The 22996-nt window shown below is 44.5% G+C and carries 16 protein-coding genes; all 16 read right to left on the bottom strand.

Translation table 11 applies throughout. The features are described from left to right. A partial coding sequence (locus tag QM629_RS09005) for an FAD-dependent oxidoreductase (protein ID WP_415159351.1) occupies window positions 1-664 on the bottom strand: 664 nt, incomplete at its 3' end. A gap of 156 nt (window positions 665-820) precedes the next feature. Further along, the gene (locus QM629_RS09010) at window positions 821-1963 is read right to left on the bottom strand and encodes a tyrosine-type recombinase/integrase (protein WP_415159353.1); all 1143 of its coding nucleotides are present in this window, start codon (window positions 1961-1963) and stop codon (window positions 821-823) included. Between the two features lie 11 nt (window positions 1964-1974). After that, window positions 1975-2316, bottom strand: coding sequence for a hypothetical protein (locus QM629_RS09015; RefSeq protein ID WP_415159355.1), 342 nt, complete (start codon window positions 2314-2316; stop codon window positions 1975-1977). A gap of 12 nt (window positions 2317-2328) precedes the next feature. Further along, entirely contained in the window at window positions 2329-3663 is a 1335-nt protein-coding gene (locus QM629_RS09020) for a TldD/PmbA family protein (RefSeq protein WP_415159357.1), read from the bottom strand. Between the two features lie 169 nt (window positions 3664-3832). Beyond that, window positions 3833-5467 carry a TldD/PmbA family protein gene (locus tag QM629_RS09025; protein WP_415159359.1) on the bottom strand — a complete coding sequence of 545 codons (1635 nt, stop codon included), beginning with the start codon at window positions 5465-5467 and terminating at the stop codon, window positions 3833-3835. A gap of 311 nt (window positions 5468-5778) precedes the next feature. After that, a complete protein-coding gene (locus QM629_RS09030; protein ID WP_415159361.1) occupies window positions 5779-7527 on the bottom strand; it encodes a hypothetical protein in 1749 nt (582 codons plus the stop codon). Beyond that, window positions 7524-9686 (bottom strand): DUF4175 family protein, encoded by a 2163-nt coding sequence (locus QM629_RS09035; protein WP_415159363.1) that lies wholly within the window; start codon window positions 9684-9686, stop codon window positions 7524-7526. Before QM629_RS09035 ends, QM629_RS09030 begins: the two co-directional genes overlap by 4 nt. Continuing rightward, window positions 9683-11158 (bottom strand): BatA domain-containing protein, encoded by a 1476-nt coding sequence (locus QM629_RS09040; protein WP_415159365.1) that lies wholly within the window; start codon window positions 11156-11158, stop codon window positions 9683-9685. Before QM629_RS09040 ends, QM629_RS09035 begins: the two co-directional genes overlap by 4 nt. Before the next feature lie 6 nt (window positions 11159-11164). After that, window positions 11165-12070, bottom strand: coding sequence for a DUF58 domain-containing protein (locus QM629_RS09045; protein WP_415159367.1), 906 nt, complete (start codon window positions 12068-12070; stop codon window positions 11165-11167). A 215-nt stretch (window positions 12071-12285) separates the two neighbouring features. Next, entirely contained in the window at window positions 12286-13293 is a 1008-nt protein-coding gene (locus QM629_RS09050; RefSeq protein ID WP_415159369.1) for an AAA family ATPase, read from the bottom strand. Between the two features lie 596 nt (window positions 13294-13889). Beyond that, a complete protein-coding gene (ftsZ, locus tag QM629_RS09055; protein WP_415159371.1) occupies window positions 13890-15725 on the bottom strand; it encodes a cell division protein FtsZ in 1836 nt (611 codons plus the stop codon). Window positions 15726-15852: 127 nt separating this feature from the next. Beyond that, window positions 15853-17259: a cell division protein FtsA gene (gene ftsA / locus QM629_RS09060; protein WP_415159373.1), complete on the bottom strand. Its 1407-nt coding sequence runs from the start codon at window positions 17257-17259 to the stop codon at window positions 15853-15855. 429 nt (window positions 17260-17688) lie between these two features. Next, window positions 17689-18741: a cell division protein FtsQ/DivIB gene (locus QM629_RS09065; protein ID WP_415159375.1), complete on the bottom strand. Its 1053-nt coding sequence runs from the start codon at window positions 18739-18741 to the stop codon at window positions 17689-17691. Between the two features lie 179 nt (window positions 18742-18920). Further along, a complete protein-coding gene (gene murC / locus QM629_RS09070) occupies window positions 18921-20402 on the bottom strand; it encodes a UDP-N-acetylmuramate--L-alanine ligase (protein ID WP_415159377.1) in 1482 nt (493 codons plus the stop codon). A gap of 14 nt (window positions 20403-20416) precedes the next feature. Continuing rightward, window positions 20417-21592 (bottom strand): undecaprenyldiphospho-muramoylpentapeptide beta-N-acetylglucosaminyltransferase, encoded by a 1176-nt coding sequence (gene murG / locus QM629_RS09075; RefSeq protein ID WP_415159379.1) that lies wholly within the window; start codon window positions 21590-21592, stop codon window positions 20417-20419. Beyond that, window positions 21593-22963, bottom strand: a complete 1371-nt coding sequence (locus tag QM629_RS09080; RefSeq protein ID WP_415159381.1) for an FtsW/RodA/SpoVE family cell cycle protein — start codon at window positions 22961-22963, stop codon at window positions 21593-21595. Window positions 22964-22996 lie beyond the last annotated feature (33 nt).

A 22996-nucleotide genomic window follows, 5' to 3' on the forward strand; every position in this document is an offset into this window, starting at 1 on the left:
AACTCAACAAGTCGCCATTTTTGGGATTTGCAACAAGGAAATTGCCCTGATATGCTGTCATTAAAATGTTGTTGTTGTTGCAAAGTTGGTAAAACTCACGACATTTTTTTTCGGGTTCGGGAACATCGCCTTGAATTATGAAAGTTCCGGTGTATTCTACTTTTGTATCTGTAACAAAATTTCGTGCTTTTGACATTCCACCGTTGGCAACAATAACAAAGTCGGCAGTTGCGGTCGGTTTGTTTTCAAAATGCAAAATCCATTTCTCGTTTTGTTCTTCAATAGTTGTCAATTTTCTATCCCAAACAACGGTGTCGCTTGTTAAACTGTCAAGTAATATTTTTTTGAGGTTGTTCCTGTTGATTTCGGGGTCATCATACATTGGTGGTTTAGAAAGCAAAATATTTCCTTGTTCGTCAGCAAAGTTTCTGCCCATAGGAATTGCCTTTGCAAAATAGGTGTCAAGCAACCCCGCTTTTTTCATTGCTTCTTGTCCCGAACCTTTGTGTAAGTCAAGTGTTCCACCAAAAATTCTTGCTTGTGGGTCTTTGTCTCTTTCGTAAACAGTTACATCAATGTCGTTTTGTTGTAACAATTTTGCCATTGTCAGTCCAACAGGTCCGCCACCGATAATTGCAACTTTTTTATTGTTTAGTAAATTCATTTTTTGTCTGTCTGTTGATGTTAGCACGGTCGCTCGTAAAATGGCTACTAACACGCTAATTTATGCTATATTATGCGAAACTGCTCAAAAAAACCGCTATTGAAAACCAACATTTTAATCTTATACAATTTCAATTGTCGTTAGGACAATCCGCCATCACCATTCTATCGAACCTTTATCCCACAAATCATCAAAAGGACTGATGATGTTTACCAGTTTCTGTTTGCTCACATGCAAATACCGCTCGGTTGTCCTTATATTAAAATGTCCCAAAAGTTCTTTTATATATTTAATATCTGTTCCTTTTTCCAGCAAATGGGTCGCAAAACTATGCCGTAAGCTGTGTATGCCTACATCCTTATTTATCCCGGCTTTATTTTTTGCATTTATGAAGATCTGTTGTATCGTTCTGGTGGGATAGGCTGCAAATGTTTGCTCACTTTCAAATAAATAGGTTTTCGGCCGCGGCTTATACAATTGAATATATTTCCTTAAAATATCTAACAATACCGGGCTTAGGTTTACATACCGGTCTTTCTTGCCTTTTGCCCTTTCCACAAATATCTGCATGCGATGACTGTCAATATGCGCCAGCTTTAATTTTGCTATTTCGCTCACGCGAAGCCCTGCGCTATAGGCTGTAAACAACATCGCTTTATGTTTCCTGTTAGATAAAGCGTTAAACAACCGCTGCAGTTCGTGCTCATTTAACAGCTTCGGTAAAATCAGCGGTTTCTTAGGCCTTGGAATATCAAAGAAAAACTTTTCTTTTCCCAGTACCTGTTCATAATAAAATTTTAACGCATTCAGCCTGCTGTGTATCGTATTTTCTGTTAACCCTTTATCAATGCACACTAAAAGATAACGCCTGAGGTCATCAGGCGCCAGGTTTTGTGCCGGGCATTTGCCAATAGCCTGCAGTAGCTGTGCAAATTCATTCCTGTAAGTTTTTATGGTTGACGGGCTGTATGCCTTTAAAGCAAGCTGCGATAAAAACTTTTCCATTTCCAGCCTGTTCTTATCGCTTATAAAGCATAAAGCTTCTTTGGAAACTTTAGGTGCGGCGGGCTTTACAGGCAATGGCGCCACGCGCTCTTTCTGCAAAAAATCATTCGGCTTAAACCCGCACCGGCTGCGGTTTTCCGGAGTGTCGGGTATTGTCCACCCCCGCAGCGTTTTGCTCCATTTTGCACCGGGCACAGCCTGCATTCTTTTATTCCATGCGTTATTAATTTCAAACTGTACCAGTATGCGGCTTTGGTTTTTGTGCAAAACAATTTTGCAGGTAAAGGCAGGCACAAACAGTGTTTTTATAAATTAAAAAAGTTAGGCTGTAAAATTAATGCTGCTGAACTATAAAAATAATTTTGATTTTTGCCGCCATTAAAAATAAAAAGGGTGTATTTCAAGTTTTCGCAGGTGGGTGGTGATACCCACCTGTAGAACCCGCTACCGGTCGGTGTCTCACCGACCGCATTGCCGCGTATGAAGCGAAAATTTGAAATGCGCCCCGTTAAAAAATCATCAGTGCGGGGCGTGAAAACACAACCCGCCTGCATGAACGCAGGGGCAGCGGAAGCCACCCTGCAATCCACCTGCTCGCCGCCACATAAACAAAAAAATCCCGCAGGGCGGGATTTTAAAAATATCATCACCATTATCTCCTACACCGCATCGCTCAAAGAAGAGAAAGTAAAGTCTCTGATCTTCATCGGCGGCATTAAATAGCTCCGGTACGATTCTACGCTGATGGTGCGCTCCGGTTTGCCCAATGCCTCCAGGTTGTTAAGCATGATGATAGGGCTTTCGTTGAACCTGAAATTTTTGATGGGATATTTTATCTCGCCGTTCTCAATATAAAAAGTCCCGTCGCGGGTGAGGCCGGTATGCAATAAAGTTTGCGGGTCAACCGGGCGGATGTACCAGAACCGGGTTACCAGCACGCCGCGCTCGGTGCTTTTAATGAGGTCTTCAAGGGAAGCGTCGCCGCCGGCTATGATAAAGTTGGAGCCCATCGGCACGGGCTGCACGTTTTTTTGCTGCGCCCAGTAACGGCTGTACATCAGGTTTTTGATAACGCCGTTCTCCACCCAGGTTGTTTTTTCTATGGGCTGGCCTTCGCGGTTCCAGGTGCTGCCGGGCAATTCGGGATTGAAGGGGTCTGAATAAATGGTTACCCGTTCATCAAACATTTTTTCGCCGAGGCGGTTGCCGCCGCCGGGTTTGGTCATGCAGCTGCGGCCTTCATCGGCGCTGCGGGCGTCGAAGGCAAAGAACAAACGTTCCAGCAAATAAGCGGCTGCCAGCGGCTCCAGGATCACCGTGTATTTGCCGGGCTCAATGGCTTTGGCCCCCACAGAGCCACTGGCTTTGCCGGCCGCAATTTTGGTGGCGGTGTACGTATCGAGCTTATCAATATCATTAAAGCCCCTTGCGGCATAGCCGGAGCCGGTGCCTTCCTGGTTGCGCAGCGTAACGCTGAAGGTTACATCGCTGTTTTTGCTGTAGGCAAACAGGCCTTTTGAATTCATGATGGCGTTAAAGCCGCTGCTGTTCTCAATATAGCCTGCGGCCTGCAGGTTAGCGCCCTTCGACACTTCTATGCTTTTGGCAACGGCTTCAGCGCGGGTAGCCGGCATAACGGCTGCCGTGGAAGCAACATATTCAATACTGTCTTTAAATGTTTGCGGCCCGATCAAGGGCATGTATTCCGGGTTATCGGGAGCAAACTGCGCCAGCTCTTCAGCACGGCGCACCACTTTTTCCAGCGAGGCATCATCAAACTCATTAATGGTAGCCAAGCCTGATTTCTTCCCGAAGGTAGATGTTACGGCAAGGCTCAGCGTGCTGGCATCGCCTGCCGTAGAAACAGCATTGAGCGCATAACGGATGTTGCCGCCTTCGCTGCCGTCTAAACCGGCGGAACATTCATCCGCCTTTGAAAAGCTGATCACTTTTTGCAATATCGTTTTTGCTTCGTCTTGTGTTAAGATAGCCATGGTATAAATTGATGCCCCCATCCCCTAAAGGGGAGTAGAGAATGTTACTAAAATTTATTTTCTTTTTTGAATAATATTCATGCGTTTTGATTTGCGAGCCTACCATCAGGTTTATCCATCACCTGTTTTAAGGATTTTATTACCCCCCTTCAGGGGATGGGGGCGTGTTTTAAATCTTCCTCGCCGTATTAATCACATTTATGCCATTAAACCTTGCGGTGGAACTGCCATGTGATACGGCATTCGACTGCGGAGGCTGGCCCTTGCCATCGTTGAAAGCGCCGCCCAGCCGGTAATCGCTTTTATCGGCCACGGCAACGCAGGAATTCCAGAACTCCTGGGTATTAGCCTGGTAGGCCACATCTTTCAGCATGCCTGTAATTTTTCCGTCCTGTATTTCATAAAAGGTCTGGCCGCCGAACTGGAAGTTATACCGCTGCTGGTCAATGGAGAAAGAACCATCACCGATGATGTAAATACCTTTCTTCACATCTTTAATAATATCATCAACGCTTAGCGTATCAGCGCCCGGCCTGAGCGAAACATTCGGCATGCGCTGAAACTGCACATCGGCCCAGCTTTGGGCATAGCAGCATCCCTGCGATGCTTTTAAGCCCAGTATATGCGCCTGGTCGCGTATGGCCTGGAAGTTTACCAGCACACCGTTTTTAATCAGGTCCCATTCACCGCATTTCACGCCTTCATCATCATAACCCACAGCGCCCAGCGAACCGGGCTGCAGTTTATCGGCCACAATATTTACATTTTTGCTGCCAAACTGAAAGTTGCCCGAATGCAGCTTATCGAGGGTAAGGAAACTGGTGCCGGCATAATTGGCTTCATAGCCCAGCACACGGTCCAGCTCGGTTGGGTGCGCCACCGATTCATGAATGGTAAGCCAGAGATGGGACGGATCGAGCACAAGATCATACTTGCCCGGCTCAACAGATTTGGCCTGCAGCTTTTGCTGCACATCGGCTGTTGCATTCTTTACATCTTCCAAAATATCATACCGGTTTTTATACCGCGTAACAACGCCCTGCACTTTATCAGCAGCCGTGGACGTTAAGTATTCATAACCCATGCCCACAGGCGAGCTCAGGGAACGCCTTGTTTCAAACTTGCCGGAAGCCTTGTCAATTTTTGTAACGTTGAAGAAAGGATATAAGCGATGCACGTCCTGGTCAATATAAGAGCCGTCGGTTGAGGCAAAGTATTTCTGTTCATCCACCGCCATAATTGCCGAATTAATAAAGTTTGCTCCCTCCTTCATGGCGATGGCGTTTACGTTCAGCAGCAGGTCAACCTTATCCTTTACCGGCACTTCAAAAGCATTTGTTTCAATGGGCGTTTTCCAGCTCACTTCACCATAGCCCTGTTGCGGCGCAAGCTGCACCGGTGCGCTGGTGATTTTTGCATTGGCCTTTGCCACGTCAACAGCGCGCTGCGCCAGCTTTGCAATATTGTCTTTGCCCACATCCTGCGAGCAGGCAAAGCCCCAGCTTCCATTGGCAATTACGCGAATGCCCACGCCATACGATTCGGTGTTGGCAATATTCTGCACCCTGTTTTCCCGCGTAGTGATAAACTGGTTTAAATAACGGCCAATGCGCACATCGGCATACGTGGCGCCGCCGGCTTTGGCAGCATTTAAAGCCACATCTGCCAGTTGCTTTTTTGTGGCCGTGTCTATGCCATCGTTGATGGCCCGGAGGGGATCAATACGATTGCCCCGCATAAAATCAGGCAGCATGAAAGCGCCCATGCCTAATCCCGACAGTTGTAAAAATTCTTTTCGTTTCAAGGTGATATTGATTTATTGGTTAACCCTCATCCCTGCCCTTCTCCACAAGTGGAGAAGGGTGCTCAAACTCATAATCTGATTATTTAATTTCATACAGCGGGTGCATGAATGTATAGATTGTTGTATTATTTCAATCAGCATATAAATTCTCTTTCCAATAATAGTGCTGTTTGATCAAAACATCAAGGCTCAATAGTCGAAAAATCATCTGCACTGCAGCTTAATCAGGGCGCGTGAACGGATGTGTTGAATATCATCCGTTCTTGATCTTTTTGTTACTTTTTCCATCAAGGGAAAAAGTAAAGAACAACTTATGATAATTTTTTCTCAATCCAGAGGAAGATACAACAACACATAAACACAACAAAAAAATAAATTGCCGGAACTGTTTTTTTGCTCATTTTATTATTCAAAGCAGCATCAGCAGGCTGTTTTTTATTGAGCAATGCATAGTTATGCGTATCATTCATTCTTTGCCATGCCCTGGCATGCCTCCAGTCATTTTTATCAAAAACATAAAACCAGCATATATCGCCGCCTGATGATGTAAGCGGCTGCCAGCCTGCGTTTGAGGGCCGGTAAATACCTGTCCATTCAAATGGCAAAAACGGCTGTGCGGCATAAGTAACCGCACTGCTGTCAATTGCAGCCCGGAAGGGCATATCGCTTATGGCTTCTGCTGTTAACTGCACAGGCTGGTTAACGGCGGGAAATGCAGGCTGTACGCTCCATTGCCTGTTTACCTTTTCTTTTTTCGCCGCTTCTCCTATTAAGGATGACCACAACAACTGATAGCTTTTTTTATCGCCCGATAACATCCAGTAATAACTGTTCCTGAATGTTGAAAATACGAGGCTGCCATTGCCGTACAAAGCATGGCAGGCAAGCACATTTTTTCTGGCATCTGTTATTAAAGCGCCCGCACCGCTGTTCACTTTAATGAAAGCAGCGTCTTCAGCAGGCAATGCACTTGCCGTGTCTTTGCCGGGCAATTGAACGGAAAGGATTTGTTTATTGTGGTTTGATGAAGGCGCAACAGCGCAGTTGCCATTATAAAATATTGCCGGCGCCTGCGTGCTGTCAGTTTTAATAACCAGGCCAAGCCCTTTATCGCTTACCTGGTTTTTTATGCTGAATAATTCCTGCCTGCTTAAAGCGGCCAGCGCGGCGCCGTCTGCTATCAATACATCAAATGGCTGCAGCACGCCGGGCGTTATCTTATCCAAAGGAAATTTTGATGTATCAAAAAAAGCATAGCTGTATTTATTCCTGCTGATGGTTGTTCTTGCAGCCACAACATAACCGTTCTCATACAGCCAGTTCTGCAAAAACTTATTTTCAAAATCGGGATAAGCCGCCAGCAATAGTATCGTTAGCGGTTTTGCCGGTGATACTTCAAAAGGCAATGGTTCCTGTTCAAGCGTATCTGTATTAACAGCAGCAGTAATATCATACACAGCCCTGCCAATAAATTTTGGAATGGTATTTAATTCAAACCTTTGCTGCTGATTTGGGCCGATAACAACCGAATCAAGGCCTGCGCCAAAACCACTTAATGCCAGCTTGATTTTTTTATTGGTTGTATTATTAAACCTGCCCTGCACAGCCAGTGTTTCGCCGCTGCTGATCTGCTTTTTATAACCAATGCTTATTATACCATTGCCCAATTTTGACGGATGAAAAAAAATGCCGGATGCAGGCATGGTTTGCCATTCATCTGCTGAAAGCCCGTAACCAAACACATGCAGGTTATACCGTTCATGCTGCTGTTCATATGCATCTTTTGTATAAACAGCAGCATGCCTGTTTTGCTTTAAGAAGGCGTCAACACTGTCTTTACTGTAACCGTCGGTTAATAAAACAGCCTCATTTTTCATATTGCCTTCCGCTGTATGAAATGCAATGGGCATTGCAGGAAAGGCCAGGCTTGCAGCGGCTGATACAGAGGCAATAATCCGCCACAACAAGCGTGCTTTATTTTGCCTTTTCACCTCCAGCCAGATAAGCAAAGCTGCTAACAACAAACAGGCGGTTACCATGCTGTATTGAACTGCTGTCATGGCCTGCTGTTATTAAGGTTGAGAAAATATTGTTGCGAGAGGCTGTTGCCATTAAGTGTGGCGGCAGGCGAAGGTTTTAATGCAGGCGCAGCAAGCATTTGCTGCAGGCCGCCCTGCGCTGCCCCTATATCTTTTACAGGTATATTTTGTTTTTGCTGAATATGGTTCAGCACGCTTTGATACGACTGCAGGGCAGCGAGGTATTTTCCCGGCGACGCTGCTGCCCGCTGCTGCATAAGCCGGCTGGTAGCAAACAGCCATGCCATTTCATCATTGCTTACGCTGTTGTTTGTTTTTAAATGCTCAAGCACGCTTAATGTTTTTTGCGCCGCCACCAGCGACTGATCGTTTGGCCCTGAACTGTTTTGCATTGAAGGTGAAATAATTTTATCCAATTCGCCGGTCAGCCTTTTTTTAGGGTCTAATGGCGGCGTTTTAATATTGGTCTTGGCCACATACACGCGGCTTTGCTGCTGCAGGTCTTTTAATAAGCGCAAAGCCTTGTATTCAAAAGGCAGGGCTTCATCAGGCTTAAAACTGCGCAACCTTAATTCCGCATTCCACATTTCCGTTAATACAGCTTTCAACTGCTTCTTTGTTCCGGCATCAAAGAAATTGGCGTCTTCTGCAATATCATGCTTATGCGAAAACTGGTCTATGATGGCTTCAGCATTGCCAAAATTATTGTTGTTATCGCCAGCCGGCTTTTCTTGCTCTTCGTGCGCATCATGGCCTTCTTCTTCCTGTGCCTCATGCCCGCCAATATTGGCTTCAAATTCTTCCCCCAAAAATTTTCCATAACGCAGCCGCAACAGTTTCTGGTCAATGCCCAGGTCATTGCTCCTGTTATTAAATGCATCCCGGGCAAGCGTTGGCTTATCGCGCAGCAATTGTTCTGTTTCAATAATAATCTGGCGCTGGCTCCTGAAATATTCAGGCTTCGCATCAAGGCTGTTAACGGCGCCGTCAAAGCCCATCAGGTCTGCTGTGTCTGCAATAGAAATAATATAGGTATCAGACTGCGTTTGCCGGTTGTTATTATCGCCTGCCTTAAAATACAGATACAGCTCATCGCCGGGCTTCATGCCCAGCGACGGCAGGTCTATTGTTTTTTTCAGCTCATAGTTTTTATTATGCGCCGAAAAATTATTGCCGAATTGTATGGCATGTTCGCTGAACTTCACCGCCTCACCGCTGCCGCTGGCCACCGTTGCCATAATCGTTGCATCAGCAATGCCATAATCATCCGTTACATGTAGTTGTATGGCTGTGCGCTGCGGTTCGCCAACATCAATAACCACCGATGGTTTGGGCAACTGAACGGTTATAACAGGCGGCTGGTCTTTTATCACTTCCAGCTTGTATAACTCAGACAAGCTGCTGTCTGAAACAACCTGATAAAAGCCGGATTGCTTTATTGTTCTGTCGCCGCGCCACACGGTGCGCTCATCGTTTGCAGCATGCAGTGGCAATACGGTTGTATCACTGAACTTTAAACTGATCTGCTGTACAGCCTTGTTTGTTTCAAGCTGCCAGTAAACGGTTGATCCCTCTGCCGCCACCACATTCATATCCTGCTGCGTTTGCAGTTTGATGTTTGTATAAGCGGGTGACTTTATTTTTAAAGTGACCGATGAAACGGCCGGCAAAACCTGTTCCGGCGTTGATGAAGCTGCTGTTGCACGGTTGCTTTTTTCCTGTTGAAATAATGAGGGCCTGAGCAGCAAAAAAATGAGTGCAGACAGGATAAGCGATAACAATAAAATGCATACCGATCCCTTTATTTTTTTGCTTACCGGGTGCACAGATGCAGCATAGCTTATATTTTCTTTCAGCTTATTCACCTGCATTTGTTCAAGCAGGTTAAGCGATGCTGCCGGTTTTAATAACAGTTCGCTGCTTTCTTCCAATTGGGCAATATGCCTGTTTAAATACAGCAGCACATCGCGTTGCTGTATGCGCCAGGAGCGCTGCATGGCCATCATTAATGCAAACAAAATAATCCATGCCGGCAAAGCCCATGCAAATGAATACTGAAAGAGTTGGTGCAAACAGGTGACAAACACAAGGGCAAAGGCAAGCGATATGCATGCAATGGATACAAGGCTGATCGCCTTCCATTTTTTTTGCAGTGATGATATGATGGCCTGTTCCTTCATTGCACCGCCGCTTTTGTTTTAAATGAGATAATGCGCTCGGCGCAAAACAGGAGAAAAATAGTCAGCCAAAACAGGGTTGAAAGGCTCTCCGCAACTGAAACCGTTTTCCTGCCAGGATTGTTTATAAGCACAGGCTGTATTTGCTTTGCATCAATTATCCTTTCATCTGCATAATTATTATTTATATGGCTTATGGCATCATTATACATCAGGTGCAATATGATTGACGGAAAGGCTTCACTCCAGGCCAAACCGTTCCATTGCGGGCTAAACCGGGAATAGAAACGGTATGCCGTGATGCCGCCGGCATTTTCCACCGTTAATAAAGGGTTGCCAAAACCATCCTCCCATAATACAGATGATGTATGCATGGAACTATCAGCCGCAATTCTTTTATCAATGTTTATTGATTGCTGCGCACTGATATTATAAAACTGCATGATTGAACTGGCCGTTATTTCTTTTCCATATTCATATTTAAAAACATGGGCGGCAGAAACGCTTTTGGGCAAACTGCCATCGCTCAGCCAGAACAGCCATTCATTTTTTTGAGGAACAGAAGATATATTGCTGCATACAGTTGTTTGTATTCTTTGCTTCGTAAACTGTGCAATGGCATCAAGCGAAGCTTTTATATAGCCGGCATCAAGCGCATTCTCCCCGGCATAAATGCTCACATATAAAACAGCCGTATCAACCATTACAGGCGGCTGCTTCTTACAGGCAATGGATAGCCGCCCGTTTGCTGAAGCTATTGTATAATCGCCGGACACACCCTGGTTAGCAGGCACATCATCGTAACTGAACATATTGCCTGACGCTGCGCTGTTAACCAGCATTACACGGATATGGCTGTCATCCGTCTTCCAGGCTTTTGCCAATTGTTTTGCACTTGTGTCAGGCGTATAAGCAAGCCATTTAACACCGGCATTTACCTGCGGCCTTTCACCGTTAAAATTTTTCAGCCTGTTTGTTGTGAATACATACACCGGAAAAGATGCAGGCAGCTGATTATCTGCTTTTTTTATCAATGGCCAATATTGTATAGTGGCATGGCCTGTATCTTCTGCGCTCAATGCATCTTCCAGGTTTATTTTTTCAAAGCCATCATTAAAGCGATGGATCTCATACCCTTTATGTATCAATGAATCAATAACAGGCTTGAAATGATCGTAAACAATATGCGGGCTTTGCCTGTCCATCAATATCCATCCCTGCTTATCATTGAATTTTTGCTGCCTTACGGGCTTTGCCAGCAGCATGGCAGAAAAGACAATAAGCAGGCAGCGCAATGCGAGCAGCAGCCATTCATGAATGCGAAGCGTTTTTGTATATTTTTTTGTGCTTTTTTCAAGCAGCACAATACTGCCAACAGGCAGGGCTTTCCCTTCTTTGATATTCCAGAAGTGAATGGCAACGGGAATAATAATCCCGCTGATTGCATAAAGCCATATCGGTTGTAAAAAGCTCAACAATGGTTAAATAAAACTTTTTTGCCTTTGCGTTAAAAAATCCCTTAATGATTTATCCAGAGGTTCCGCCATATTTACCAGCCTGTAAAAAATATGCTTATCCAGCAGGCTCATGCGCACAGACGACAAATATTGCTGTAACCTTTCTTCATATATCTTCCGTGTTTCCCTGGCGTTGATGCTTATCTTTTCGCCTGTTTCCAAATCCTGCACGGCTGCATAATTGCCAAAGTCAAATTTCAATTCATTATTGCCCGCCAGGTGAAACACGGTCATATCATGCCCGAGCGAAGACAAAGCGCCAAGCAGCTTTGTTATTTCTTTATCCTGCTCATACATATCCGTTATAAATACCAGCAGTTCTTTTTTTTGCCCGCCCGTAAATATGTGCCTGTAATGCACCGCATCTGTAAATTTTCCTTCAGGCTGAATGTGCTGCAACCGGTAAAAAAACCTGGTGAGATGCTGTGCATCTTTTCTGGATGCGAGTGAAAACAATCCGCCTTCTTTAAAAACATATAAGCCAATAGCGTCGCCCTGGCTGTGCGCGAGATAAGCCAGCGCTGCAGCCAGGTATTTTGCATAATCCATCTTGCTGATGCCGCTATCTTCATGCAGCATGGAGCGGCTTGCATCAATTAAGAAACGAACGGAGATGCTTGTTTCCATTTCCGATTCACGTATGTAATATCGGTCGCTGCGCGCATACATCTTCCAGTCGAGCCAGCGCAGATCATCGCCGGGCTGATAACTCCTGTATTGGCTGAACTCAAGCCCCGTGCCTTTTACATTGCTTTTATTAATGCCGCTCATGAAGCCGTCCACCGTTTTTTTTGCAGCGAGCGAGAGGTCTTTAATGGCCATTAATGTTTTTGGATGCACGAGATTGTTCATGGTGATTAAGTTTGTCACTTTCTTTTCTTGAAAAAAGAAAGTAACCAAAGAAATTCAAGCACGGATGATATTTCAACACATCCGTGCACAGCCTTGATTTAGCTGCTGTGCTTATGACTTTTCGGCTGTTATGCCTTGATGCTTAGATTCAACCAACATCATATTTTTTGAAGTTTTAAATTTAAAGACATCTTACATTGACGTTTGACGATTCACGTAAAGATTGCCGTTCATCATCCCAGCGCTGTTTTGCTGCGTGCTATTTCTTTCAGCAATACTGCCGTTACATTATCTGAGTTAATCTGTTCGGCTTCGGCCTTAAAATTCATCAGGATGCGGTGGCGCAAAACGGGCGCGGCCATAGTTTGTATGTCTTCCATCATAACCGCATAGCGGCCCTTTAATAAAGCCCGCGATTTGGCAGTTAAGATCAATGCCTGGCCGGCACGCGGGCCGGCGCCCCATCGCACCCATTCTTTTACAAAATGTATGGTGGTATCGTTCGGCCGTGTTGCCCTTATAAGCGTTGCCACATATTGCACCAGGTCTTCGCTTATGTGCACATCGCGAACAAGCTTTTGCAGTTGCTGTATCTCTTCTCCGTTTAAAACAGCCTGCACATCCGCTTTACGGTTGCCTGTTGTATTGCTTAAGATGCCTGCTTCTTCCTCCGCCGTTGTTGGATACCCTATTTTGATATATAATAAGAACCGGTCAAGCTGCGCTTCTGGCAAGGGATAGGTGCCGGCCTGCTCAATGGGGTTTTGCGTGGCGAGTATGAAGAAAGGCCTGTCTAATTTATACGTTTGGCCGCCATAAGTTATCTCAAATTCCTGCATGGCTTCCAGCAGGGCAGACTGTGTTTTGGGCGGTGTGCGGTTTATTTCATCTGCCAGTACAATGTTAGCAAACAGAGGGCCTTTATTGAACTTGAAAAACCGCTTTCCGGTGGTATGGTCTTCTTCTAAAATCTCTGTGCCGAGAATATCGGTGGGCATGAGGTCGGGCGTAAACTGTATTCTTCTGAATGATAAGTGCAGCGCCTGTGCAATGGTGCGCACCATTAATGTCTTGGCAAGGCCCGGCACACCTTCCAGGAGGCAATGCCCGCCTGCAAACAGGGCAACAAGTATTTCATCAATCACATTTTCCTGGCCTACAATTATTTTCTGAATCTCTTTTTTTAACAGCATTGTTTTTGCCGCTAATTCCCGAACGGTATTTTCTGTAATTTCCTGCATTGCTTACTATGAAAGAAGTTTAATTGATTATATAATAAAAAATAAAATGAACATCAACAATGGCAGGCGGGCAAAAATTACACAATAGGCTGCAATTATACCGGATAAAAGCAATATTTTTTTATTTACCTGCAAAAATGCAAAACAGGTATTGGGCAGCATTGAAAGACCGGCGTACATAAAAAGGCTGAGCTTAGGACAGCATCAGCCATTTGGCTGCCAGGGTGAGGTATTCACTAATTTTCCTGCGCACTATATACATGAATTATGTAAGGCGCGTTAGAAGAGGTAAGAATAACGCAAGTTTGATATAAGGCTTAGTGAAGAAATTTGCAGGCAGGAAAATCCGAAGGGGATTAAATTTTAATAGCCCCGAATTTTATTCGGGGGGAAATGAGGCAGGGTTGTTATTGAACCCCGGCGGGGTTCAATAAACTGGTGCCGATTCACCGGCGGCTATTTATATTAAAGCCTTTCGGGCTTATATCGGGCATACGTTAGATTTAAATCTTATTCTTTTGCTCCTTGCGCAGTATAATAAAAAAAATCCCCCGATAAAATCGGGGGAAGTACAACTAAAACTCTATGCCAATCGCTTAGTCTGGCTTCTTTCCATCAAGAAAAGTATTGATGGTTGAAATTTGTGTGTTATTGTTATCGTCTTTCTTAACGGCTACCTTGCTGTAAAAATCTTCTACCGAAGTGAGCTTGTTGTTCCCGAATAATTCAAGGTTGCGGCGCACATAAGCCGGAACATTTTCATATTCATTATTGTTGTCCATGGAATTCATGTTGTAAGAAAGGTTGCGCAGCTTGTGTATGCGCTCTTCGGCGCGGCGCTTCTGCTCTTCTTCTTCGTCATTTGCCGGCAGGTTGAACACGGCTACCGGTGTTGATTTCACAGGCGCTTCGTCTTTTATCACCACATCAAACTGAATTGTTTCTTCTTCAAACAAAGGCTGCTGCCTCGGCTTTTTCGGATCTTCCTGCCTGTCGGCAGGCATGGCTTTTTTTGGCACTTCTTTCTTTGCCTCTGCCGGCTTTTCATTCGGCTGTGCATAAATAGAAGAGGGCTTACTTAAAAAAGCCGGAGACGGCTTTGGTTCTTCGGCCTGCTTTTCTTCGTACAGCATATTCAAAATAGAAGGCGTTTCTTCCACTTCTTCTTTTTCTTCAACAGCAGCCTTTACTTCTTCAGTTTTTGCTTCAGGAATTTCAAGTTCAAAATGCAAAGGCGTTTCATCTTTTACATCAGGCACAACAGAATTGGCAACAACCAGCGTCGCTTCTTTAACAGGTTCAGATAAAGTGGGCGCATATACATCTGCCTGCAGAACAGGTTCCAGCTTTGGCGCTTCTGCTTTCTTTTGCCCTTCAACATCCAGCCTTAATATGATCTTTTCCTCTTTTGGTTTCTCCATTTTCTTTGCCGGCATTGTTTCCCGGTGCAAAGCAGCCACCGGGTCTTTTTGTTCAAAGCCTGTTGCAATTAAGGTAATGCCAATCTTTCTTTCGAGAGCAGCGTCATAGCCCATACCCACAATCACGTCGGTAGCTTCGCCGGCCTGCATGCGCAGGTAGCTGTTGATGATCTCCAGTTCATCCATCGTGCATTCAAATTCGCCTTCAGCGCTGTTGATATTGATGAGTATCCATTTAGCGCCGCGTATGTCGTTATCGTTCAGCAATGGAGAATTCAGGGCTTCTTCAATGGCTTTCTGTGCACGGTTCTCACCTTCTACGGCAGCACTGCCGAGAATAGCGACACCGCCATTTTTCATTACCGTGCATACATCCGCAAAGTCAACAATAATATGCCCGCGGCTGTTGATGATATCGGTAATACATTTAGCTGCTGTTGCCAATACGTTATCAGCCTTGGCAAAAGCCTCCTTCATTTTAAGGTTGCCATATTGCATGCGCAGCTTATCGTTGCTGATGATGAGCAGGGTATCCACATAAGGCTGTAATCTTTTAATGCCTTCTTCGGCCTGCAATAACCTGCGCGGGCCTTCAAAGCCAAACGGCGTGGTAACAATACCAACGGTTAAGATGCCCATATCGCGGCAAACCTGTGCAATGATGGGTGCGCCGCCGGTGCCGGTGCCGCCGCCCATGCCGGCAGTAATAAAGGCCATTTTTGTATTTACTTCAAGTATCCTTCTTATCTCTTCCAGGCTTTCTTCGGTTGCATTGCGCCCAACTTCAGGATTGGCGCCTGCGCCAAGGCCCTGTGTTAAATGGGGGCCGAGCTGCACTTTATTTGGCACCTCGCTTTGCTCCAATGCTTTCGCATCGGTATTGCATATAATGAAGTCTGTGCCTTCAATATTCTGGGCATACATGAAATTTACTGCATTGCTGCCGCCGCCTCCAACGCCAAGCACCTTTATAATAGATGATTTTTGCTTGGGCAAATCAAAATGTATCATAATTAAATTTTTTGTGGTTAGTAAGTAAGTTTTTTAAAGCTGTTGGCTATTAGCTTTTAGCTGTTAGCCATTTTTTTGAATTTAATATTTTGTATTTGCTAATAGCCAATAGCTAACGGCTAATAGCTTACTTAATTTCCTTATCTCCTTCTTCTTTAAACATATCTATCAGGCCGTCTTTAAATTTATCCCAGAAATTATTCAGGCCCCTGCGTTTGGATGTGTCAACCTTTTCCTTCTTTTCTTCTTTTCCATTCGCCGGAATATCTTCTTTCTTCAATATTTCAGGCACTTCAACCTTCTTAAAACGATTATCAAATTCCTTGCGCTTATGCTCATAATCGTTATACCCCTTCAGTATTAAACCAATACAGGTTGCATACATGGGCTTTTTTAATTCATCAATATGATTTGGCGCAAGGTGCTCGTTGGGATAACCGATGCGTGCACTTATGCCGGTGCTGTATTCCGTAAGCTGGATGAGATGTTTCAACTGCGAACCGCCGCCCGTTAAAATAATACCGCCATTCAAGGCACGTGCATCCAATCCTATCTGCTTAACATGATATGTTACAAAATCCAGTATCTCACTCATTCTTGCCTGTATGATCGCGGCAAGGTTTCTTACGCTTATCTCTTTTGGCGCCATGCCTTTTATACCGGGAATGGTGATATAGGCATTGGCTTTTGCCTCATCGGCCAGTGCAGTGCCAAACTGCACTTTCATGGCTTCAGCCTGCGCTTTTAATACGCCCAGCCCCATACGTATATCGTTGGTAATATTTTCACCACCAAATGGTATAACGGCAGTATGCTTTAAAATGCCATCATAAAACACAGCAAGATCGCTTGTGCCCCCGCCAATATCCAGTATGGCCACGCCGGCTTCCATATCAATATCGCTCATTACAGCGCTTGATGAAGCCAGTGGCTGCAGCACCAGATCTTTTGTCTTCAGATTGCTGCGGTCAACAGCGCGGTAGATATTGCGTATCGCATTCCTGTCGCCGGTAATGATGTGGAAGTTAGCGCCAACTTTCACGCCATTATAGCCCACAGGGTCTTTAATATTTTGGTAATTGTCCACATGAAAATCCTGTGGTATCACATCAATAATCTGGTCGCCTGCGGGTATGAAGGTTTTGCGCTGGTTTTCTACCAACTGGTCAATTTCCCAGCGTGCAATTTCCGTTTCTGCATTCTGGCGCACAATATCGCCGCGTGTTTGCAAGCTTTTGATATGATGGCCTGCCACGCCCACATACACATCGCGGATTTCAAGATCGGGATTGCTTTTGGCGCAGTTGGCCAGCGCCTGCTGAATGGCATTGATCGTTTGATCAATATTCAGCACCTGCCCATGCTGAACACCATTGCTGTCGGCGCGCCCAAACCCGAGTATATCCAGTTTGCCATACTCGTTTTTGCGACCGGCGATGGCAGCAATTTTTGTAGTGCCTATGTCAAGGCCTACAATAATCGGCATACCCGTATCATCGTACGCTGTTTGTATGCTATTGTCATTTTGGTTCATAGATTGTGTTTTAGTTGTTGTTATAAAAAAGCGTTATTATATTTTAATTTTTATATTTTGCTGACGAGCTTTTGTTCATTGCGGATATTCATTGTGTCACTCCCCTGCCGGCAGGCAGGTACCGCAGGATAAATGGCAGCTTAGGTTTCAAATTCAAACCAGCACTTAATCCATTCAAACTCGCTGCGCTTCATAGTTTGACCTCACCCTCTTTCCCTCTCCAAAGGAGAGGGATGCCCCCCTTGAAAAACTTATCACAAAACCATATAGCGGGTTCACGCCATTGCGGAAAGGCCTCATCTTCAATACAAATTGCTTCGCCGTTTTTCCCCGCGATGATGTTTAGTCACGCCATCCATTTTTTAAAGAACTTTAATTATATAAGTACTTATATATCCTCCCAATTCATTAATCTTCCCCAATCCCCGTTCAGACCTTCTTCTTCATTACAGCTTTAGGTTTTCTTTCCTGCTGTTTTTTACGATTATTATTGCCATCTGCATTCTTCACTGTTTTTTTGTTTGTTTTTACAACCGGTTTTTTTGTTACAGGTTTTCTTTCCACAAACTTTGGAGCCGGCGCGGCAACAGGCGCATCCACCTTAACCGGCTTCGACAATGACGCCGTATAAGTTGTGTCGCTCAGCGCTTTGCTTAATTTCATATCTGCCTTAGCCAGTTGCTGCATTGCCTTCGCTGTATCAGAAGGTATTGTATAGCCTTCGCCCTTTCTTACCGCTACCACCTGGCCCTCATACTGTACATCAATCATACTGTATTTTTCAAAGCCGGACTTGCTGAACACCTGTTTATAAAAGGCCATAAGCTTGGCAAACTTTTCATCAAGGCTTTCTCCATTGCCAATTTTTATAAGCTGGCCGCCTACTACCGGCGTAATCTCGTAGGTACGCTGCGGCGTAATATTTACCTGCGCTGTTTGTGCATTCAGAAAACTGTCGGCGCTTATATATTGCGCAATGCGTTTCACATCATCCAGCACCAGGCTGTCGGGCTTTGACAAAACCGGTTTATCAGAAGGAAATGATGTAAATACGATCAATCTTGCTGCTGCATTTTCATTTACCGGCAAACGCATGCCGGTACTGTCTATATAGAATGAATGGCCATTTACAGTGAACACCCGCGCCAGCGGTTCACGTTCTGTTATATGCACATGCAACATCTGGTGGTTATCAAAAAACAATTCGGCATCCCGTATCCAGGCATTTTTTTCAAGCATCTGTTCGGCATTCTTTAAGTTGATATCACTTAAGGTTTGCCCGGCACTGATGCTGTTCCTGCTCAGCACATCAACCACATCTACCTTTTTAATAAACATATTATTTACCACGCCGTTAATATTTATTTCAATATTGCTGCAGGCTTTTGCATCTTTTGCCTTCATTGCAGCAACAAGCAGCGCCACGCAGCATAAACCCAGCAGCGACCATATAGTTGTTTTTATTTTCGTTTTTACACTCATTACTTAGCCCCCATCCCCTAAAGGGGAGTAAAAGAAAAGCCCATTTTTTAAATCCTTAATTCATACCTGATTCAATTGCCAGTTCATTTATCCGTTACATTTTTTACCTGTACACTCTATAAACCCTGCATATTTTAATAAATACACTTTCGAATTAACCACGTTAATCCCTTAAGGTTTTATTCCAAAATTTCTTTTACAGGTTGTACTAATGCATCAATATCACCTGCGCCAAGCATTATTACCAGCTTAGGTTTATATAATTTCACCCAGTCTAACATGGCATTTTTATCCAGTATCTGCTTCTGCGGCAATTTCATTTTGTCCAGTATCAACCGGCTGGTTACACCTTCTACCGGCACTTCCCGTGCAGGATAAATTGGCAGCAAAACCACTTCATCCGCTATATCCAGGCTTTGTGCAAATTCATCCGCAAAATCATTTGTCCTGCTGAACAAATGCGGCTGAAAAATCACCGTCAGCTTTTCTTCGGGGAATAAACTTTTAACGCCCGTTAAAGCAGCTTTCACTTCAGCAGGATGATGACCGTAATCATCAATCAATATGGCCCCCTCACTCCCGGCCCCTTTGCTCACTTCATTTTTATTTTTATCAGTGTTCGCGAGTCCTTCGGATTTCCACTCGTGGAGAGGGAAGTTTGGCCCCCCCAGAATATATTCGAACCGGCGCTTAACGCCTTTAAAATTCTTCAGCGCTTTCTTTATCTTTTCATCGTCAATCCCTAAATACCTGCAAACTATTATTGCGGCAAGGCTGTTTTCAATATTGTGGAAACCGCCCATGTGCAATTCAACATCTTCCAGTTTCCAGTCTTTACTTATCACATTGTATTTATAAGCGCCATTTTCCACTTTTATATCATCGGCATACACATCAGCCTCTTTATTATCGTAACAGTAAGTATAATGTGTGGCAGCTCTTAGTTCCCTGCTCCGCTTCATTCCATATTTTGAAACCAGGCAGCCATCTTTATGTATGCGTTTGGTAAATGCTATAAAGGCATCCTCCATTTCCTGAAGCGTTCCATAGATATCAAGATGATCGGCATCCATTGCCGTTATTACCGCTATATTAGGCGATAATTTCAAAAAACTTCTGTCGTATTCATCGGCTTCAATTACATCCACGTTGTTATCGCTGCTCCAGAAATTGGTTTTATAGTTAGCTGAAATGCCACCCAGAAAGGCATTGCAACCATAACCACTGTCACGAAGCAAATGCGCAATCATGGTGGTTACGGTTGTTTTGCCATGTGTTCCCCCTACGCATATATCGTAAGAACTTTCAGTTATCCACTGCAGCACATCGCTGCGCTTAACAACCGTATAATTATTTTCTTTATAGTAAACGAGCTCTTTATGCGTGGCAGGAACAGCAGGCGTGTAAATAACAACATCAGCATCTTTCGGGATCATTTTTATATCTTCTTCAAAATGCACATCAATGCCTTCGGCTTCCAGTTGTTGTGTTAGTAACGTTATCGTTTTATCATAACCAGTAACAACAGCGCCTTTGCTTTTAAAGTAGCGTGCCAGTGCACTCATTCCAATACCACCAATACCGATGAAGTAAACCACAACACCGCCCCCATCTCTTAAAGGGGTGCTTATAAACTGCGCTATTTTTTTAGGTGCGTTCATTTAATTTAAGTTCTTTATATAACTCCCTTCAGGGCTGGGGCTTCTAAGATTTCTTTTGCAATTTTTACATCAGCATCTTTTACTGCAAAGGCTGATATATGCTGCGATAATGCTTCCTGCCTTGCTTTATTCTTTGCGAGATTTGTTATTCCGCCAAACAGCTTTGCCTTCACCATATCATCTTTCACCATCAGTGCGGCATTTCTTTCAACCAGGTATTTTGCATTTACAGTTTGATGGTCTTCTGCTGCAAACGGGAACGGCACGAAAATCACCGGCTTGCCCGCCACGCATAATTCAGCAACCGCCATTGCACCGGACCTTGACACCACTATATCAGCCGCAGCATACGCTTTATCCATTTCGTTGATAAAATCATTTGCCCAAACATTGGGCAAGGGCTTTGCTCTTTCAAGGTATTGCCCGGCTGTTGTTTTGCCGGTTTGCCATATTACCTGTAAACCCAATGGCCCAAAATCGGGCAGGTGCTGTGCTATCACTTCATTAATACTTCTTGCGCCAAGGCTTCCGCCAAACACCAATACCACGGGCTTATCTTTCGACAAACCAAAAAACCGCAGCGCTTCTTCTTTACTTACATTACTTTCCGTAATGCTTTTGCGCACCGGGTTTCCTGTTATTTCAATTTTTTCAGCAGGAAAAAATTTATCCATGCCATCGCTTGCCACAAAAATTTTTGTTGCATGCCTGCCCAGCAAAATATTGCTCCTGCCGGCAAACGAATTGCTTTCATGAATGAATGTTGGGATGCCTTTTGCCTGTGCAGACCTCAATACAGGAAAGCTTGAATAACCGCCAACACCTATCACTGCATCCGGCTTAAAACCATTCAAAATTTTCCGCACCTGGAAAAAACTTTTGATGAGCTTAAACGGCAGCCAGATATTTTTTAATAAAGAACCTCTGTCGAAACCCGCTATGGTTAATCCTTTGATTTTATAACCAGCCTGCGGCACTTTTTCCATCTCCATCTTTCCCTTTGCACCAACAAATAAAAATTCAGCAGCAGGCTGTAATTCTTTTATAGCATTGGCAATGGCTATGGCCGGAAAAATATGCCCGCCGGTACCGCCGCCGGCAATGATAAATCGCAAGCCAGCGGCCTCTCCCCCCGCCCTCTCCAAAGGAGAGGGGGCCTTACCCTCGTTTATATTTCTATCTGCATCCATTTATTCAACCCCTGGTTTTGTTTTTATGCTATCTATTTCTGCAATACTTACTTTGGGCGTAATTTCTTTCCCCTTCCCTTTGGGAAGGCCGGGATGGGCTTCTTCAGGGAGATTAGATGGGGCTTCTATATTTCTTGCCACACTTAAAATAATCCCGATAGATGCACAGGTGAATAAGAATGAGCTTCCACCCATGCTTACCAGGGGGAGCGTAACACCCGTTACGGGTATCAGGTTTACGCCAACCGCCATGTTGGCGATGGCCTGTATCACTAATGTGAAACTCAATCCCAGTGCGAGAAAAGCGCCAAATGCATACGGGCATTGCCTGAACACTTTTATGCACCTGAACAGGAAAACCATATAAAGAAATATGATAAACAACCCGCCCAGCAAACCATATTCTTCTATTATGATCGGGTAGATGGAGTCGTTATATGCCTGCGGCAGATAATTTCGCTGCTTGCTGTTGCCAGGGCCTAAGCCAAACAATATACCGCCATTGGCTATGGCAATATTTTGCTGCTGTACCTGGTAAGGTATGTCTTCGTCTTTTGCATACATAAAATCCTGTGTGCGCTGCACCCAGGTTCCAAACCTGCCCATTGAATTTAATGTTGAAGCAATTGTTTTCTTATTTGCATTTGCCGTGCTATTATTACCATCATAAGTTGACATGGCGATGGCTACAATCAACAAAACAGGAATGGCTGCAATGAACAACACAAGCAAAATATGTTTAACGCTTACGCGGCCAATGAACATGAGCAATAAAGATGTAAGGCCGGTTAACAATGCCGTGGAAAGATTGGCCGGCATTATGAGCACACAAATAATACCTACGGGAATTATCAATGGCAGGAAGCCTTTCTTAAAATCCTTGATATCATTTTGTTTGCGGCTAAGCTGCCTCGACAAATACATGAACAGGGCAAGCCTTGCCAGGTCGCTCGTTTGAATGGTAAGATTAATAACAGGCAGCTTTATCCAGCGGCTTGCATCGTTTACTTCAACGCCAAAAAATAAAGTATAAACAAGCAATGGGATAGAGATAAGGTATAACCACAGCGCCACCCTTGAATAGATGGTATAATTAACGCGGTGCATGAAATACACCACAGCCACACCAATTATTATAAAAGCAAGCTGCTTGAACAGATATACGTAAGTATTGCCATCGTAATATTTATAAGCAAGCGAACCGGTTGCGCTATATACTGCCAGCAGGGAAATGATAGCCAGCAGCACAACCACGCTCCAGATATATTTATCCCCGCGCGCACGATGATGCAGGTCGCGCCCCCATTCACGCCCCCATCCCCTGAAGGGAAGCATGGCATCCTGTATGCTTTTAAATGTTCTGTCTGTCATAGTTCTTTAAATTTTACAGAAGATGTTTTGTTC

It is taken from the genome of Parafilimonas sp., from assembly GCF_047606085.1.
In the GTDB taxonomy this organism is placed as follows: Bacteria; Bacteroidota; Bacteroidia; order Chitinophagales; family Chitinophagaceae; genus Parafilimonas.

Coding starts and splice junctions, on each gene's coding strand:
- QM629_RS09015 (WP_415159355.1), bottom strand. CDS start 2,316: ATGATATTTTTAAAATCCCGCCCTGCGGGATTTTTTTGTTTATGTGGC.
- QM629_RS09020 (WP_415159357.1), bottom strand. CDS start 3,663: ATGGCTATCTTAACACAAGACGAAGCAAAAACGATATTGCAAAAAGTG.
- QM629_RS09030 (WP_415159361.1), bottom strand. CDS start 7,527: ATGACAGCAGTTCAATACAGCATGGTAACCGCCTGTTTGTTGTTAGCA.
- QM629_RS09035 (WP_415159363.1), bottom strand. CDS start 9,686: ATGAAGGAACAGGCCATCATATCATCACTGCAAAAAAAATGGAAGGCG.
- QM629_RS09050 (WP_415159369.1), bottom strand. CDS start 13,293: ATGCAGGAAATTACAGAAAATACCGTTCGGGAATTAGCGGCAAAAACA.
- ftsZ (WP_415159371.1), bottom strand. CDS start 15,725: ATGATACATTTTGATTTGCCCAAGCAAAAATCATCTATTATAAAGGTG.
- ftsA (WP_415159373.1), bottom strand. CDS start 17,259: ATGAACCAAAATGACAATAGCATACAAACAGCGTACGATGATACGGGT.
- QM629_RS09065 (WP_415159375.1), bottom strand. CDS start 18,741: ATGAGTGTAAAAACGAAAATAAAAACAACTATATGGTCGCTGCTGGGT.
- murC (WP_415159377.1), bottom strand. CDS start 20,402: ATGAACGCACCTAAAAAAATAGCGCAGTTTATAAGCACCCCTTTAAGA.
- murG (WP_415159379.1), bottom strand. CDS start 21,592: ATGGATGCAGATAGAAATATAAACGAGGGTAAGGCCCCCTCTCCTTTG.
- QM629_RS09080 (WP_415159381.1), bottom strand. CDS start 22,963: ATGACAGACAGAACATTTAAAAGCATACAGGATGCCATGCTTCCCTTC.